The following is a 17,254-nucleotide window of genomic DNA, read 5'->3' on the forward strand; positions in this document are numbered from 1 at the left end:
ATTGGGAACATTATGACGAAGCCTTTTCACGGACACATTGACCTAAGTCGTGTTTTAATGAAAGACTGATAATTCCTTACATACGTAGAGTATGAGCATGACTATAAAGCAAGATGAGATGTTGCCTTGGCACGAGAGGCAATCCGGCTACCAACCATCTCGTGACAATGACTACCGCACCCCCTACCAACGAGACCGGGCGCGGATTATTCACAGCGCGGCATTCCGTCGCTTACAGTCTAAGACCCAGATTTTGGCTATCCGCCAAAACGACTACAGCCGCACTCGCCTTACTCATTCCTTAGAGGTGGCACAAATCGGTAATGGGTTGGTTCATCAGCTAAAACACAGTGCGCCCGCTGATGCGCCTTTTCAGCGCTGGCTAGCAGACACCGCCCTCATTGAAACCGTTTGCTTAAGCCACGATATTGGTCATCCTCCCTTCGGCCATGGTGGTGAAGTCGCGCTCAATTTTATGATGAACCAAAATGGCGGATTCGAGGGCAACGCTCAATCATTGCGTATCTTAGGAAAACGCGGTTCCTATTCCCCTCTCTATGGTATGGATGTAACCCGCCGAACCTTATTAGGCATTTTAAAATACCCTGTTCTGCACAATGAAGTCGTTGGCAACTACCCTCCAAAGCCAGAGCGTTTCAGACAGTTTAAAGCCAGCGATTGGGCACCACCAAAATGCGTCTACCAAGAAGAACAAGATTTGCTCTCATGGATTATCGCCCCCTTTAGTGACAAGGACAAAAGCACCTTACAGCACACCCAGCGCTTTGCTCCCGAGTGTCACGCCAAATCAAGCCATGCAAGCTTTGACACTAGCATTATGGACTTAGCGGATGACATAGCCTACGGCGTGCACGACCTAGAAGACGCCATTGTATTAGGCATGGTAACCAAGGAAATGTGGAGCGATCACTTAGAACCTAAGCTCGCCAGCCTCGCATCGCCTTTTCTGACGGAACATCTTAGCCGTATTAAAACCCAGCTTTTTAGCCGCCAAAGCCATTTGCGCAAAGAAGCCATCGGCAGCCTTGTCAGCTGGTTTATTACTTCTTGTCAGGTGGTCGAAAACACCGCATTTGAACACCCTCTATTGCGTTTTCAGGTTGCTTTACCAGAAGGCCAACGACAAGCCTTGGCGCTCTTAAAAAACTTCGAAATGCAGCATATTATTCAACGCCCAGAGGTGCAAATGCTGGTCTACAAAGGCCAACAAATGTTGTTAGAAATGTTTGAAGCACTGGCGGCTGACCCAAGCCGACTCCTGCCTCGGGAAATCGCCCAGGAATGGCAAAAAAACACCGCTGAAGGCCACCATGGGCTACGTATTATTTGCGATTATATGGCATCCATGACCGATGACTACGCCAGCCGCATGTACAACAAACTGTTCGTTCCTAGTTTAGGCTCTGTGTTCGAGCCCATGTAGTTTAGGGGTGTTTGAACGCCTCCCATATGCTTTAACACTACTCAGCCTGCCCAGTTATTTTTCTCAGCAGGCTGAGCATCAAATACATCGCTATGCCTTTCTTTTATTAGGTTTTTTAAAATGACCGCAATCAATATCGCACAACTTATCCAGCAATACCCGCAACTAAAACAGCTCATCGAACTGCAAGAAACCTGTTGGTTTAACCCCAATATCACGCCTCTAAAAGACGCCTTACCTTACGTCGGGTTAAGCGCTCAAGACATTCAAGACGCCAGTAACAGGCTGGCTCGTTTCGCCCCCTATTTAGCTGAAGTATTTCCTGAAACAGCGGCAAATCATGGCATTATTGAATCTGACGTGGTTGAGATCCCTGCTATGAAAAGCCGACTAGAAAGCCATTACCAGCAGCCCATCACAGGCAATTTACGGCTAAAGAAAGACAGCCACTTACCAATTTCTGGCTCAATCAAAGCCCGTGGAGGCATTTATGAAGTACTGTCACACGCCGAACAACTCGCCATCACCGCAGGCTTACTTTCGAAGACCGACGACTATCGAAAATTAGCATCAACGCGTTTCAGAGAGTTTTTCGCACAATACAGCATTGCCGTTGGCTCAACCGGAAACCTAGGCATGTCCATTGGCATTATGAGCGCTAAACTGGGCTTTTCGGTGTCGGTTCATATGTCTGCAGATGCTCGCCAATGGAAAAAGGACACGCTTCGAAAACATGGTGTTAACGTCGTCGAGTACCAACAAGATTATGGGGTAGCCGTAGAACAAGGTCGCCAAGAGGCCGCCAATGATCCCCATTGTTTCTTTATTGACGATGAAAATTCGCAAACGTTATTTCTGGGCTATGCGGTGGCCGGCGAACGTCTCAAAAGACAATTTGCTCAACAAGGCATTAAAGTGGATGAAGATCACCCATTATTCGTCTACTTACCATGTGGTGTGGGTGGTGGCCCTGGCGGCGTGGCATTTGGCTTGAAAATGGCGTTTGGCGATCACGTACATTGTATTTTTGCTGAGCCTACCCACTCTCCTTGCATGTTACTCGGAGTACATACCGGATTACACGATCAGATCTCGGTTCAGGATCTTGGCATTGATAACCTAACCGCAGCGGATGGCTTAGCGGTTGGGCGTGCTTCCGGGTTTGTCGGACGTGCGATGGAGCGCTTAATAGATGGCTACTACACGCTCTCGGATGAGCGCATGTATCGTCATCTAGGTGATATGAGCGAGCTAGAGGGTATCTTGTTAGAACCGTCTGCCTTGGCCGGCATCATTGGTCCAATACAGGTATTAAATAACGCCGAGTACCGACAACGCTGTGCATTAGACGAAAGTAAAATGGCCAATGCTACTCATCTTGTATGGGCCACAGGCGGTGGTATGGTACCGAAAAGCGAAATGGCGTCTTACTTGGCAAAAGCCAAACAAGAAAATACTCAACAGCCAAGCTAACCGTAGCAGTTTAACCCATGCCTAAAATGGAGGTGATCGCTAAGCATCGCCTCCAACGCTTTCCAGATCACAAATGGCGCAAGGCGCTCGCAACACAAATTGCCGCATGGGCATCATTTGCGGCATATAGAACTTGGCTTTTCTTCAGTGGGTAAGCTCCCCAGTTTGAAATCTGGGCACCTTTTCTTAGGCACTGTTTTAGCACCATAGCCACAGCGGCACGAGCACCAATGGTATTTTTCTCACCCAGCTTGCGCTTCAAAATAATCGACAAATCTTGAGTATTGGCAATTTCTATATCGAGCTTGTTACGCAATGCTTTGTTGTCGTCTTTAATACCAAAGCCCACTTTTTGAATCGCTTCATTGCTTAGCAACATTCTCGCGGCATTAAGTGCAAACTCAAAACGGGTCGGAAAAAGATAGCCTGTCGACTCAGTCGCCAATTGAATTAAAGCCGGTGCAGGACTTTTTTCGCCTTTACGAAAGGTCGGTTTGGTTTCTGTATCAAATCCTAGGCAGACTTCTCTCTCTAATGTGCTCAGCGCATCATTGGCTTGTTGCTCACTTTCAATGATTATAATATCCGACAAACCAAGGCCAATATAATAAGGCAATGCCTTAATCTGCTCTTTAGTAGGGCGCTCCATATTTTCTCTCTTTGGTTATTCTATGTGACTTGATTTATTGGCAAGGCCCGGAGAACACTTAAGACCATGTTATAATGTCACCCTCATCTGTACAGGTTTAAGGTTTGAGCACGGCATGGCTATTTCTGACTCCGCTTCAAAGTTCAGTTTACCTCAGCACAACCCTGGCGTCGTTACTGTACTCGATTATCTCATTATTAAATTCCCTTACATTGACAAGCACACCTGGCAGCAACGCATGGCCGCGGGCAAAGTCCATTGGCATGATGGCAGCCTAATCACTTCAACAACTGAGTTTCAGCCACAACAAAGGGTCTATTATTATCGTGAAGTGGAAAACGAAGCTCAGGTTCCTTTTCAAGAAACCATCGTTTTTCAAGATGAGCATTTGTTAGTGGCGTACAAACCGCACTTTTTAGCGGTTACCCCCGGTGGTCAGTTTGTTAATGAATGCCTACAGACTCGCCTGCGCCAACGTACTGGCTTGACGAATTTACAAGCTCTGCATCGTTTGGATAGGGTCACCGCAGGGTTGGTCATTTTTTCAATCAACCCAGCGACACGTCATTCTTATCACCAGCTGTTTAAAACCCGACAGATTCAAAAAACCTATCAGGCCATTGCTAATATTCGCCCTAATGAAAAGCCAGTAGGGCAAGAGTGGACAGTTAAAAATCGTCTTGAGGCAGGTGAACCAAGCTTTCGAATGCAGGTGAGCGCAGGAGAAGCCAACAGCCATTCAGTGATTCGCTGCGTACAACAAAACACGCAACAAGCCTTATTTGAGCTGATGCCAATCACCGGGCGCACCCACCAATTAAGGGTGCATATGCAAACACTTGGTTGGCCGATTCTAAATGACAGGTACTACCCTCACCTGCAAGCGCTCAGTGAGGACAACTACACACAGCCGTTACAACTGCTCGCCAAAGAGATGTGTTTTATTGACCCTATTACACAACAACTAAGGCATTTTTGTTATCAAGGTCAGCTGGCTCTAGCATAAGCATTCACTGGCTAATTCGCTATTTCTCAAACAAGGGTTTCTGTGGCCAAATATTGTCGAATTTTGCTTGGGTTTGTTGCTGCTTTGCAGCGAATCCTTTCATCATGTCGTTAGGACGAAACATCCCTGCCTGCCAAGTCGCCATGTATTTTAAGCTGTCTTCTATTCCATGATCCCGGCTATAGTTAATCATTTCTTTACAACCCGTCACCGCTAATGGTGAATGCTTCGCGATACTTTTAGCTATCTCTAACACCCCGGCAATCAAGCTATCATGATCAGCATAAACACGGTTAACAAAGCCCATTTCTTTCGCTTCTAAGGCACTAAACTTGCGCCCGGTATAAGCCAACTCTCGAGCCAAACCAGGTGCAACTAATTTAGGAAAACGCTGTAAGGTTCCCACATCAGCGGTCATTCCAAGCTCGGTTTCTTTGATAGTGAAAAAGGCATCTTCCGTAGCATAACGGCAGTCTGCCGCACACACCAAATCTAACGCACCTCCGATACAGCCACCATGAATCGCAGCTAAAACAGGAAGGCGAGCCTCCTCAAGAGAAGACAAACTGGCCTGTAACTGCATCACCACACGCCTTAGGTTTTCTGCCATCCGCCCCGGGTCTCCGGTTAGTGGCACTGCGTCGCCGCTGGTAAATACCCCTAAATCCATACCCGCGCTAAAGTGCTTACCGGTCGATGACAGGACAATAACTCGAGCTAGGGCCTGCTCGTCTAATTGTTTAATTAACCAGGGCAATTCTTTCCAGAACGCCTTATTCATGGTGTTCAGCTCCAGCGGTCGAGACAACTGAATGTGTGCAATATGGTCTTTAATATGCAGCTTAAAACAGGTTAATTTTTCATCGCTAATCGCCATCGCTCTCGCCTTTTTTATATTATTCTAACAAGCCAAATAAGTGTTCAGAAAACAACCAGAGCCATCAAATTAGCAAGATTTAGTCCATCGAATCAAGCGATATATAAGCAGGATAAAAGACGACCAAGACCACAACCAGCGCCATCTTAGCCAATGCTCTGTGCAATAAAGACGCAAGTTAGCAAGATTGAGCGCTTCTCATACTTTCCTTGACGAAGTTTCATTATCATTAACGCCAAATTATGGTTGAATAACCGCCTCTCAATTTAGCCATGAAGACACGAGCAATGAAAAACCTAACAATTCTAGATGGCGGCATGGGCCGCGAACTAAAGCGCATGGGTGCGCCTTTTTCACAACCATACTGGAGCGCTGAATCGCTTATGGTCGCGCCTCAGTACGTTACACAAGCGCATCAAGGTTTTATCGATGCCGGCGCAGAAATCATCACCACAAACAGCTATGCCTGCGTTCCTTTTCATCTTGGCGAAGACCTGTATCAAGAACGTGGAGCGGCACTAGCAGAACAAGCTGCTATTATTGCCAGAGACGTGGCTAAGAAAGCGTCTCAAAAGGTACTAGTCGCCGGCTCATTGCCACCGCCATTTGGCTCTTACCGTCCAGATTTGTTTGAAAACGATCGTGCTTTCGATATTTTAAATAGCTTATATGAAGCCCAAGCACCTTATGTCGATCTTTGGCTAGTAGAAACCATTTCCAGCGTACAAGAAGCAAAAGTAAGCGCGAGCTTGCTCAGCAAAGCAAGCCAACCTTGCTACTACTCTTTTACCCTTAGCGATGATGAAAAGGAAGTCGCTACTTTACGTTCAGGGGAACCTCTAAGTGACGCGCTGGATGCCATACTTGCAGAAAAAACAGAGGGCATTTTCTTTAACTGTTCAGTACCTGAAGTAATTGCACAAGCCATTCGTGAGACAGCTGTCCGTGTCGCTGAGTCTGCCAAGCAAATCAACATTGGTGCCTATGCTAACAGCTTCGCCCCTATTCCAGTTGACCATAAAGCCAATGAAGGTGCACACGCATCTCGAGACCTAACACCGGAAGAGTATCTTGAGTTTGCAAAACAATGGCATACTCTTGGCGCAAATATTATTGGTGGCTGTTGTGGCATTGGTCCACAGCATATCGAGCTACTGTCACAATGGCAGAAGAGCGTAAACGCTTAACCATGATCGAATTAACCTTTGCTGCGACAGCGCTAGAGAGCTAAGGATGGAAGAGCCTCGTGGTGGCTCTGTATACTCTACTTGGCAAACAGAGCCACCACATCGGGTCAAACAGAAGCAAATTAATATCACCACAAGGACGAGTAGGATTTATGAAAGCTTCAGCACAATTTCCCATGGCAGCCGCCTTTGCGTCGCTTATTTCTTTACAAGTTGGCGCCGCCTTTGCGAAAACCATTTTTCCAATGGTCGGCCCCGATGGCGTCGCTGCGCTGCGTATTGGTATCAGCGCTGTCCTCCTTGCTATCGCATTTCAGCCATGGAGCGCCAAGATCAGCGCCACTTACTGGCCCAGCATTATCACTTACGGCGCCATGATTGGGCTGATGAACTTCTTAATCTACCGTGCCTTTCTTCACATCCCTGTTGGGATTGCCATTTCTATCGAAGTGCTCGGCCCACTCGCCATCTCATTGCTTTCAAGCAAACGCAAAACCGATATTTTATGGATTCTGTTAGCGTTAATCGGTGTATTGCTTTTGCCATTTAACCAAGCTAATGCAGCCTTAAGCACCACTGGACTTGTTTACGCCGTCTTAGCCGCTATTTGCTGGGGGCTGTATATCAAAACGGCCAGTACTGTCTCACAACTTGGCAGCAAGGGTGTCACGACTGGCCTATTTGTCGCTGCACTTTTTATGGTGCCTATCGGTATCAGTCAAGCGGGATCCGCTCTCTTTACGCCCACCGTCCTCCTGCTAGGCCTCGTCATCGCACTCTTATCCAGCGCGCTGCCTTTTTTACTTGATATGTATGCGCTAAAGCGACTCCCTAGAAGTATTTTTGGGGTTTTGATGAGCGCCTCTCCTGCAGTGAGCGCTATGGCTGGTGCGATTATTCTGAATGAGCAATTGAGCAGCTTCCAATGGCTTGGCATTTTCGCCATCAGTCTCGCCTGCCTTGGTGCAAGCTTAACTAAAACACCATAAGACCTGCGCACAGTATTCGCCTTCCTTGCTAAGACCTTGTCCGCTCTCACCTTTAAACAAAAAAGGAGAGTGGACTAGGATTCACCTCTTCGGTATTTAAACGCCACAAACAAGAGTTTAAAAAACAATCAATTGTGTCACATTTAATCACTCGCCCTTATGCTAGACTAGCAAGTTCACGGAACCTGCTAACCGTAAAAAAGCCAAACAGCGCGCCGTTTTTTAACTTAATTAAAAGAGCCATATATGCAAAATTTAACGCAAGACGGACAACAATTAGTTAATAACCTTAGCCAAAAATACAACCTAAGTGTCGATGCAGTAATACACATGCTGATCGCCGTCAATAATGGCGCTGGTAGCATGGCACAATTCAATTGCCCAGAGTTAGGAGGCGGCGGTCAATGGATGCGCGGTGGCATGACCATGGTAGGCGACATGTTCAATTATGGTTTGAAAAATACCGTCGACAACCTTTGTAATGAATTGGCCAATGGCCTAGCTAACTGTCAAGTGTTTGTGCCGATTCCAAAAGGCACACCTGGCAGTAACCAATGGTGGCCAGGAGATTTGGGGCAGCCATTTAGCAGTGGCGCGCAAAACAATATTCGCTACGCTGTCTTTCCTAATCGTTTGGCGGTGGAACTTAATGGCCAAGTGACCGTTTACAACACACTGGATAACAATATTAGTGGCGTCAGCCAACAACAAGGTGGCGATACTTCTCTCACCTTCAGCAGCCAATACGGCACTATCGCGGTCAATAGTTTGCCTATCGTGTCGGGCGTAGGCATAGCGCCTACCCCACAGCGTAATTTCGCTGAACCAACACAGAATAGCTATGCGCCGACTAACCATAGCCAGACAAATAACCAAACAGATAGCCATTTAACGCAAACTAATAATGCGCCACAACACACCAATCTGCCCGGCACTACCTCGATTGATGAGACTCTACAAATCATCGAGAAGCTGGCCAAATTAAAAGATGCAGGCGCCATATCAGAAAACGAATACAACTCGAAAAAAACAGAACTGCTTAATCGTATCTAATCGAGATAACAGCAACAAACCACTCCAGCTTATTGATTTTTAAATAAAAGGGAGTGGTTTCACACTCTCTCATTCGTGCTTTAACACCCTAGCGGATTAAACCGAGAAGAGAACGAAACTCCGGTGCTCTGCTGTCTTTTACCAGTTCGTAAAGACACATTTCTAAGCCTGTGATTGCCGCGCCTTTATTCATCAGTGCGGTTATCCCAAGTTGCTTATTAGCCTGCGTTCGAGAAGCAACACAATCACTGACCAAATGCACACCGTAACCACGATCCAACAAGCCAATGGCGGTTTGATAGACGCATATATGCGTTTCAATGCCACACACTAGCCAAGTGGTTACCTGTGATTCTGCCTGTACCGCTTCGACAAACTTAGCGTCTTCACAAGCATTAAAAGTAAACTTTTCGATTGGCGCCAATGGGGCTAATAACGAATGAATTTCTTCTATTGTGGAACCTAACTTATCTGGATTTTGTTCAAGGTAAATAATTGGCAAAGCGAGCGTTTGGGCAGCTTTAATCAGCTTTTCGCAATGGCAAATAAAGAATTCACTGTCGTAGACTTGGCGAGCAAGCTTACCTTGAATATCCACCACGATAAGGCCCGTCGTTTCTTTTACTAGCATGAGCATCTCCTAAATATTGACCAAACCTAACGCCAATCTGCTCGACTTAATCCATAAATAGCATGATCAAGCACTCGACCATTCACCTTTTCAGCTCGTGTAATCACGCCTTCAAGCTTAAAACCTAAGCGCTCACACACTTGGCGACTGGGCTGATTGTTTAGCGCCGCTGATATTTGGACTTTCTCCATATTGAGATCAGTAAAGGCCATGGTTATTAGTTTAGTAACGCATTTAGAGACAATCCCTTTACCTTGATAATTAGCGCTTAGCCAGTAACCGATATCCACCCTCTTCAGATCATAATCGATGCTGTTAAAGCTGATATTACCCACTAAGGTGTCATTATAAAATATTGCACAAACCAGTGATTTTCCATCAGCGTAGTCGTGCAAAGAGCGACTAATAAAATTCAGAAAAAACCGTCATCATGAGCCTGTGGCGGCCAAGCCAGCCGCTTCCCCAAATAGTCACGCTCTTTCGTCACAATATCCAAATATAAGGGAGCAAATGTACTGTGAACCAGAGCCAGTTTTAAGTCTTTTTCAACATCCAATGTAAACATATATTCCCTCTTACGTTAGACAAGCTTGGCAATAAATTAGTGAGCCTTTCTGCGTTTTTCGACAATCAAAACAGCACGAATCATTTTAAAACGACAGAGATGAAAAGCGAGAAAATAATGAGCGGAGTATAGGAAAGAAGTCGATCTAAGAAGCACGTTAGCCATATTGTCTGAGTAACGTGCTGTAGAGTGTGGTTAGGCGTCTTGTAGCTCTTTTAATCTATCGTGGATGTCGGCTTTCAGTTCTTTATCAATGATTTTATTACTGTTGATTTTAGCCTTTTCTAACGAGGCGATAGCCCCTGCCGTATCGCCAAACTCGGCTTGCAGACAGGCCATTGAGTAGCCAATAGAAGATAAATAGTCTTTTGAATTGATCGTTTCCGCCTTTGCTAAGGCTTTACCATAAATGGCGATGGCCAATTCAATATCATCGGTAAAATCTGCAAGTGTTTCCCACTGCACCGGATGGTCTTTCTCTGTCTTGTCATTGTCTTCACAGATTTTCTTAAGCTGAGCATAATGCTCATCAAAGCCAGCTTGATTCTTCTTGTTCGCACAAGACATTAGCTCATTGGCGAGGGCAAAAACGGCTTTATAAATTTTCGTGTTCATAGGTCACTCTAGGGTAAGCGTTCAAAGGGAATTATCGCCTATGGTAATTTTAATCACGGCGTTATGACAGCTCTGTTATGACAATGTTCTCTTTATCTTTAAAAGAGGGCAAAAAAATAAAAACGATGGAGCTAACATTTCGACAACGGTACTAACTTAGCGCGTCAAACTCTTTGCCAAAAAGGTGAATGTCTTCTGTGACGCTGCCATTTTGCGCAATGTTGGGCAATAACCCCCACTGCTCAAACCCTTGCTTAGCAAAAAAGCCTTGGCTACGTACGTTACTGGCGTAGATAAACGCAATCAGATGGGTAAAGCCAATGTCGTGTTGGTGCTGAGATAAATAATGAACAAGCTGTTTTCCCAACCCTCTATGTTGATACTCAGGAGCAACATAGAGGCTAAATTCGGACGCTTTATCAAAGGCCGGAAGACCATAAAAAGGCTCAAGAGAACACCAAGCAAGCACCTCGCCATGGGATTCAACCACCAACATGGGGTGCTTGTCAGTGGCCGTTTCAAGCCATTCCATTACATCAAGCAGACTAATGCAGTCTTGTCGATTGGTCGTGACCGCAAACGGGTCACCTTGCTGAAAGATGGCTAAAATAGCCGGGGCGTCGTCTAAAACAGCGGCACGAATAAAATGACTTTGCTTTGTATTCATACCGCTATTGTCTCTAAGACTGTCGTTATTGAAGCTGTCGCGGCTTAGCCTTGCTCAAGCAAACTGCGCAAATCAATCAAGGCCGCGTTAGCACGAGAAAGGTAAGACGCCATCACCAAAGAGTGGTTCGCCAAGACACCAAAACCACTGCCATTTAGAATCATTGGTGACCAAATACTTTCTTGGGTCGCTTCTAACTCACGAATAATCTGGCGCAAGCTAACCAATGCATTTTTATCACGCAATGTCGGTGCAAAATCTACTTCTACGGATTTAAGAATGTGAATCAAGGCCCAGCTTGTGCCGCGTGCCTCATAAAAAACGTTATCGATCTGACCCCAAGGAGTCTTAACGTATTTATAAGCTTCTTCGTTGTTATTGTTGCTTGCTTCCTGTGCGCTTTTATTACCGGCCAAATCTGTGTTTTCACGAACTTTCACCACACTGGCAGACAAACGCTGAGACAAACTACCCAAACGCGTACTAACATCTGACAACCAATCTACTAGGTTATCAGCACGGGCATAAAATTTCGCGGGTGCTTGGGAAGAGTTTCCCGACAAGCGATCCATGTACGACAGTACTTCTTGATTACCACGCTGATACTCGCTTTCACTAGACGGCAATGCCCAGCTATTGTTATCGAAGTTAAACTGCGGCTCAGCGACTTTCAGGTTCACATCTTCGGTGGATTGGGATTGCGAGCGGCTAAACTCTTTACGCATCGCACGTGCTAGATCGCGAGTTTGTACCAAGACACCAAATTCCCAAGAAGGCATGTTGTCCATAAAAATACCTGGCGGCATCACATCATTAGAAATAAACCCACCTGGCTTATTCAATAAAGTATCCACCATCTCGTGCAGAGTATTGGCGGTGGTGTAGCCCACAACCAGCTGTTTATTCTCATCGAGATCATCGCGCGCTTGTGCCGTTGCTTTGGCTTCGGCAACCACATCAAATTGACTTGGCTCATTGCTCCAATACATACCGAGTATCGACAACAAAATCACTAATATACAAACCAGTGCCAGCAGCCATTTCCATAAGCCGCGTATATGGGAGCTCGTTTTCCAAAACTGCAATTTACTTAATACACTCGCCATCATTTTTCACCTTAATTCTGTTGTAATTCCACCATGTATTTTGCACGATGATAAATCATTGCTCGCACACGATAATCAAGCACACGACTATTAATAATTTGATAAAGCAGTCGTGCTTCTTTGTCATTTGGCCAATAAATGGCCACATCACTTTTATCTTTTGCTACCTGGTCGATGATAGGCTGCATTTTCTCAATAATCTCATCATCGCTCAAACTAAATAGTGTTTTTGGCAAAAAGAACTGCCCTTCTTTTGCCTCTGGTTGTCTCTGTTGCTCTGGCTTGACGGACGGCTCAACGGATGAAGAAGCCGCAGATTTAGCGGGAGCGGTACGACGTTGTTTTGCCGCGTCTAGCCGTTGCTTTTTTAAGCGCTCGACCCGAGCTGACATTTGACTAATAGTGGCGTCTTCTGGGTTAGCTAAGCGCGCTGAATCCAAATACCGTTCTGCCATTGAATAGTTGCCTTGCTGTGCAGCCCGCCACGCCCATTCGTTATATCTGTCAACGATGCTGGCGATGCCGAGAGTCGCTTGGTAATTACCTGGGTCTCGTCCTAATACAGCCTGAAAATACAAGTTTGCATTGTCTTCTTCAGGCGTTAGCAAACGCTGTTCCGCTAACGCCTGCTGACCTTGTTTAATCAATTGCTCTGTCAGTGCTCGATAGGGACTGATGGCATTTTCATTCGTAACCCTTAACGCTTTTTTTGCGGCAGGCGCTTCGCTGTTGATGGGTTCTGACGCACTTGCTCCAGCCACCACGGAAGAAGCGTCTTCTTGCTGCTTGGAGGCAGCTGATTTTTTCACATTTCCCTGACACCCTGCTAGGAAAATGACAGCAAACAGTAAGGATATCGCTTTAATACTCAATTTACCCCCTTATCAGTGGCAACTTTTTGGTGGCTTGATAGTCTATATCCGCTGTTCGCGTGATGGAATAGATTCACGCACTCTAACTTATTTTATGAAAGATTATTATGCGCACATTGATTGTACTTGTTTTACTCTTGGTTAATAGCACAGCTTTTGCCTTTACTTTTGCCCCCACCAATAATTCGTTAGAGCCTAACTTTCTACCCGTTGAACAAGCTTTTAAAGTGTCTGTTGATGCACCTCAAAATGGTATAATCAAAGCACACTGGCTGATCCATGATGGTTATTATCTATACCAGAACCGCCTCTCTCTTTCTGGGCCACAAGCCGATAAACTGCATTTCGCGGCGCTGCCGAAAGGAGAAGACAAAACCGACAAATACTTCGGTGATGTCATTGTATACAAACACAACCTCTCGATTCCTATTTATTATGACATTACTTTGCCGGCGGGCACTAAAATCAAGGCCTCCTTACATTATCAAGGTTGTGCTGAAAAAGGCCTCTGCTACGCGCCACAAGTAGAGCCAATTGAATTTACCGTTCCGCCAGTAGAAAAAAAATTGAGCGCGCTAAACAGTGAGCAAACCAAACCTAGTATTGAGCACAAAACACCATCACCAGTGATCTCAAAAGCACCTGAGTTTTCCCCTTCTGAAGCGTCGTCTATTAGCCATTTACTAGCATCAAGCAGTCTGTGGACCGCCATTGCGGCACTCTTTGGCTTTGGGCTGCTACTCTCTCTCACACCTTGCGTACTGCCTATGATCCCGATTGTCAGCGCCATCGTGGTAGGAACCCGTCGCTCTAAACTTGGTGCTTTTTACTATAGTGTCGTCTATGTCCTGGCTATGGCTTTGACTTACGGTGCCATTGGCGCTATTGCCGGTGTCTTTGGCACCCAACTCAATCTGCAAGCACAATTACAAAGCCCTATTTTACTGGGCATTAGTGCGGCTCTCTTTATTGCGCTGGCGCTCGCCATGTTTGGTGTTTATGAATTGCGTCTGCCGCTATCTTGGCAAAACCGTTTACAGCAAAGCAGCAACCCTGACACCACTTCAAGCATACGCACAACACTTCATACCTTTATTGCTGGAGTACTCGCCACACTCATCGTCTCACCTTGTGTTTCTGCGCCAGTGGCGGGGATATTGCTGTTCATTTCCAGCCAAGGAGATATCTGGTATGGCGCCCTCATGCTGTTTGTCATGGCTTTGGGAATGGGTATTCCGTTACTCTTAGTTGGCTTGTTCGGCCCCAAAGTATTGCCCAAAAACGGCCCCTGGCTGCACGACACAAAAGTCATCATGGGGTTTACCTTATTGGCGGTTTCAATATGGTTAGCGACCCGCTGGCTACCCGCTATTACCCACCTCATTTTGTGGGCAGCCTTGGCCTTTGCGATTAGCGCTTACTTCTTGCATCGCGCCACGTCTTCATACTCCCACCCTGTTCGCTGGTTTTGCGCCCTGTTTTTTGGTGTTATCGGAGCGTTTGAGCTCTACGGTGCAGCCAGTGGTGCGACCAACCCATTAAAGCCCATTGTCAATAATCAACAAGGCATACGCTCAGAATCAATTCCTTTATTTAAAACCACGATAAGCGGGCTAACAGAACTTCCTGCTCTATTGGCCAACCAAGACCCTCGTCCCATAATGCTAGACCTATATGCTGATTGGTGCATTAGCTGCAAAGTCATGGAAGAAGAAATTTTCAAAGCCGATGACGTTCGCCCTCTGATAGAGAAGGTGCAACTGGTTAGAGTCGACGTCACTAAAAACACACCTGAGAATAAAGCGTTAATGGCTAAGTTTGCTCTTTTTGGCCCACCATCCTTGGTTTTTTTAGACGCCCAAGGTAACGAACAAAAAGACTTAACATTGATTGGAGAGCCGACAAAGGCGGAAGTTTTAACGAGACTGCAGTTTTTCGTGAAAAACAATTAAATAAAACGAGGTAAAGTTTACCACTGATTAAATAACAACCTAAGCGAGCGATTTTTGGTTTTTTTACGTCATAACTGGACAATTTCACGGTTTTTAACGATAATTTCTCGCCACATGACTCTGACCCTTTCCCTTTGGTCGTTTAATGTTAGCGAATTGCCAGGACGGCTGTTCTGCAATTTCTGCATTAAAAGATCTTTATTTTTGCCAGAGCGTGCCGAATTAATAATGATTAGTGTTTATAAAAACACTAAACAATTTTGACCGAAAGAAGAGAGTAACAATGGATATTCGCAAAATTAAAAAACTAATCGAGCTTCTAGAAGAATCTAATGTCTATGAGATTGAGATCAAAGAAGGCGAAGAAGCCGTTCGTATCAGTCGTGGCGGCGCACCTGTTGCAGTAGCACCACAAATGGTTGCGGCACCAGCAGCTCCTCAAGCGGCAGCGCCAGCAGCACCTGCTTCTTCTGCGGCACCAGCGGCAACACCAGAAATTGCTGGCCACACAGTAAATTCTCCAATGGTCGGAACTTACTACAAGTCTTCCGCTCCTGGCGCCAAACCTTTCATTGAAGTTGGTCAAAAAGTCAATGTTGGCGACACTATCTGTATCGTTGAAGCAATGAAAATGATGAACCAAATCGAAGCTGATAAGTCTGGTACTATTGCTGCCATCCTAGTAGAAGACGGCGAGCCAGTTGAATTTGATCAACCTCTCGTTTCCATCGTTTAATCAACAGCAATAGGTTTCATCATGCTCGATAAGGTATTGATTGCAAACCGAGGCGAAATCGCGCTACGTATTTTACGTGCGTGTAAAGAACTCGGTATCAAAACCGTTGCGGTTCACTCTAAGATTGACCGCGACCTACTTCATGTTCGCCTAGCAGACGAATCCATCTGTATCGGACCAAACCCTTCAGCACAAAGCTATCTGAACATTCCTGCTATCATCAGTGCAGCAGAATTGACAGACACTTCTGGTATCCACCCAGGCTATGGTTTCTTGGCTGAAAATGCAGATTTTGCTGAGCAAGTAGAACGCTCTGGCTTCGCCTTCATCGGCCCTAAAGCAGAAACAATCCGCCTTATGGGCGATAAAGTATCTGCCATTAAAGCAATGAAAGAAGCGGGGGTTCCTACCGTTCCTGGCTCTAACGGCCCAGTGCCAGAAGACCACGAAGAATGTATCCGTATTGCCCGTGAAATCGGCTTCCCAGTTATCATCAAAGCCGCTGCAGGTGGTGGTGGTCGTGGTATGCGCGTTGTTCACAACGAAGGCAGCCTACTGAAGTCCATCAGTGTTACCCAATCTGAAGCAGGCTCTTACTTCGGTGACAGCACGGTTTACATGGAGAAATTCCTACAAAACCCACGTCACGTAGAAGTTCAAGTACTGGCTGACGGCCAAGGTAATGCAGTACACCTATACGACCGTGACTGTTCTTTGCAACGTCGCCATCAAAAAGTATTGGAAGAAGCACCAGCACCCATGCTGGACGAAGAATCTCGTCAGGCTTGTTTGCAAGCGTGTGTTGATGCTTGTATCAAGATCAACTACCGCGGCGCTGGTACGTTTGAATTCCTATACGAAGATGGTCACTTCTACTTCATCGAAATGAACACTCGTGTACAAGTAGAACACCCTGTTACAGAAATGGTAACTGGCGTTGACATCGTTAAAGAACAGCTTCGTATTGCCAGCGGTTTGCCTTTGTCTCTTAAACAAGAAGACATCAAGCTGAACGGCCATGCGGTAGAAGCTCGTATTAACGCAGAAGACCCGAAAACCTTTATGCCAAGCCCAGGTAAAGTGAACTACTTCCATGCCCCTGGCGGTAATGGTGTACGCGTTGACTCTCACCTATACAGTGGCTACTCAGTACCCCCTACGTACGACTCCATGATTGCCAAAATCATCTGTCATGCGCCGGATCGTACTATGGCTCTGAAACGCCTTTCTGGTGCACTTGATGAAACCTTCATCGATGGCATTAAGAGCAACATTGATCTGCAAAAAGACCTCACAAACGATGCGAGCTTTATTGCCGGCGGTGTTAACATCCATTATTTGGAGAAGAAGCTCGGCCTTTAATCGCTGATGCTTTTACCCCTAGCGACCGTAAAAATCGCTAGGGGTTATCATTTTCTACTCGCGAACCTTC

Annotated in this window: 18 protein-coding genes; 9 read left to right on the top strand and 9 right to left on the bottom strand. The window is 46.0% G+C overall.

All coding sequences use genetic code 11. From position 1 onward, the window contains the following. The first annotated feature begins 97 nt into the window (after positions 1–97). Together DFP81_RS07715 and DFP81_RS07720 are read left to right on the top strand one after the other, a co-directional pair. Entirely contained in the window at positions 98–1,444 is a 1,347-nt protein-coding gene (locus DFP81_RS07715) for an anti-phage deoxyguanosine triphosphatase (RefSeq protein ID WP_115897197.1), read from the top strand. 120 nt (positions 1,445–1,564) lie between these two features. After that, positions 1,565–2,917, top strand: coding sequence for a D-serine ammonia-lyase (locus DFP81_RS07720; protein ID WP_115897198.1), 1,353 nt, complete (start codon positions 1,565–1,567; stop codon positions 2,915–2,917). A gap of 67 nt (positions 2,918–2,984) precedes the next feature. On the opposite strand, the gene DFP81_RS07725 is transcribed toward DFP81_RS07720, so the two are convergent. After that, the gene (locus tag DFP81_RS07725; RefSeq protein WP_115897199.1) at positions 2,985–3,566 is read right to left on the bottom strand and encodes a 3'-5' exonuclease; all 582 of its coding nucleotides are present in this window, start codon (positions 3,564–3,566) and stop codon (positions 2,985–2,987) included. Between the two features lie 115 nt (positions 3,567–3,681). Between DFP81_RS07725 and DFP81_RS07730 the strand changes: the two genes are divergently transcribed. Next, the gene (locus tag DFP81_RS07730) at positions 3,682–4,572 is read left to right on the top strand and encodes a pseudouridine synthase (protein ID WP_115897200.1); all 891 of its coding nucleotides are present in this window, start codon (positions 3,682–3,684) and stop codon (positions 4,570–4,572) included. Positions 4,573–4,591: 19 nt separating this feature from the next. Here DFP81_RS07730 and DFP81_RS07735 read toward each other — a convergent pair whose 3' ends face one another. Further along, entirely contained in the window at positions 4,592–5,449 is an 858-nt protein-coding gene (locus DFP81_RS07735; RefSeq protein WP_115897201.1) for a crotonase/enoyl-CoA hydratase family protein, read from the bottom strand. 287 nt (positions 5,450–5,736) lie between these two features. Between DFP81_RS07735 and DFP81_RS07740 the strand changes: the two genes are divergently transcribed. From DFP81_RS07740 to DFP81_RS07750, 3 genes are all read left to right on the top strand, one after another. After that, a complete protein-coding gene (locus tag DFP81_RS07740) occupies positions 5,737–6,636 on the top strand; it encodes a homocysteine S-methyltransferase family protein (protein ID WP_115897202.1) in 900 nt (299 codons plus the stop codon). 152 nt (positions 6,637–6,788) lie between these two features. Further along, positions 6,789–7,625 carry an EamA family transporter gene (locus DFP81_RS07745; protein ID WP_115897203.1) on the top strand — a complete coding sequence of 279 codons (837 nt, stop codon included), beginning with the start codon at positions 6,789–6,791 and terminating at the stop codon, positions 7,623–7,625. Positions 7,626–7,871: 246 nt separating this feature from the next. After that, a complete protein-coding gene (locus tag DFP81_RS07750) occupies positions 7,872–8,678 on the top strand; it encodes an SHOCT domain-containing protein (RefSeq protein ID WP_115897204.1) in 807 nt (268 codons plus the stop codon). An 88-nt stretch (positions 8,679–8,766) separates the two neighbouring features. Here the strand turns inward: DFP81_RS07750 and DFP81_RS07755 are convergent, their stop codons facing one another. The 7 genes from DFP81_RS07755 to DFP81_RS07780 form a co-directional block, all read right to left on the bottom strand. Then, positions 8,767–9,309, bottom strand: coding sequence for an isochorismatase family protein (locus DFP81_RS07755; RefSeq protein ID WP_115897205.1), 543 nt, complete (start codon positions 9,307–9,309; stop codon positions 8,767–8,769). Between the two features lie 26 nt (positions 9,310–9,335). Beyond that, positions 9,336–9,704 carry a GNAT family N-acetyltransferase gene (locus DFP81_RS07760; RefSeq protein ID WP_245959114.1) on the bottom strand — a complete coding sequence of 123 codons (369 nt, stop codon included), beginning with the start codon at positions 9,702–9,704 and terminating at the stop codon, positions 9,336–9,338. A gap of 17 nt (positions 9,705–9,721) precedes the next feature. Further along, positions 9,722–9,874 carry a hypothetical protein gene (locus DFP81_RS18445; RefSeq protein ID WP_245959115.1) on the bottom strand — a complete coding sequence of 51 codons (153 nt, stop codon included), beginning with the start codon at positions 9,872–9,874 and terminating at the stop codon, positions 9,722–9,724. Positions 9,875–10,069: 195 nt separating this feature from the next. Then, positions 10,070–10,489 (bottom strand): tetratricopeptide repeat protein, encoded by a 420-nt coding sequence (locus DFP81_RS07765; protein ID WP_115897206.1) that lies wholly within the window; start codon positions 10,487–10,489, stop codon positions 10,070–10,072. Positions 10,490–10,640: 151 nt separating this feature from the next. Beyond that, on the bottom strand, positions 10,641–11,156 hold the full coding sequence (locus DFP81_RS07770) for a GNAT family N-acetyltransferase (protein ID WP_115897207.1): 516 nt from the start codon (positions 11,154–11,156) through the stop codon (positions 10,641–10,643). Between the two features lie 44 nt (positions 11,157–11,200). Beyond that, the gene (locus DFP81_RS07775; protein WP_115897208.1) at positions 11,201–12,262 is read right to left on the bottom strand and encodes a DUF2333 family protein; all 1,062 of its coding nucleotides are present in this window, start codon (positions 12,260–12,262) and stop codon (positions 11,201–11,203) included. Between the two features lie 11 nt (positions 12,263–12,273). Next, positions 12,274–13,134, bottom strand: coding sequence for a hypothetical protein (locus DFP81_RS07780; protein ID WP_115897209.1), 861 nt, complete (start codon positions 13,132–13,134; stop codon positions 12,274–12,276). Between the two features lie 107 nt (positions 13,135–13,241). Here DFP81_RS07780 and dsbD point away from each other — a divergent pair, with 107 nt between their 5' ends. From dsbD to accC, 3 genes are all read left to right on the top strand, one after another. Then, on the top strand, positions 13,242–15,086 hold the full coding sequence (gene dsbD / locus DFP81_RS07785) for a protein-disulfide reductase DsbD (protein ID WP_115897210.1): 1,845 nt from the start codon (positions 13,242–13,244) through the stop codon (positions 15,084–15,086). Between the two features lie 283 nt (positions 15,087–15,369). Next, on the top strand, positions 15,370–15,822 hold the full coding sequence (gene accB / locus DFP81_RS07790) for an acetyl-CoA carboxylase biotin carboxyl carrier protein (RefSeq protein WP_115897211.1): 453 nt from the start codon (positions 15,370–15,372) through the stop codon (positions 15,820–15,822). 21 nt (positions 15,823–15,843) lie between these two features. After that, positions 15,844–17,184 (top strand): acetyl-CoA carboxylase biotin carboxylase subunit, encoded by a 1,341-nt coding sequence (gene accC, locus DFP81_RS07795; RefSeq protein ID WP_115897212.1) that lies wholly within the window; start codon positions 15,844–15,846, stop codon positions 17,182–17,184. Positions 17,185–17,254 lie beyond the last annotated feature (70 nt).

The organism is Marinomonas pollencensis (genome assembly GCF_003387375.1).
GTDB classification, from domain to species: domain Bacteria; phylum Pseudomonadota; class Gammaproteobacteria; order Pseudomonadales; family Marinomonadaceae; genus Marinomonas; species Marinomonas pollencensis.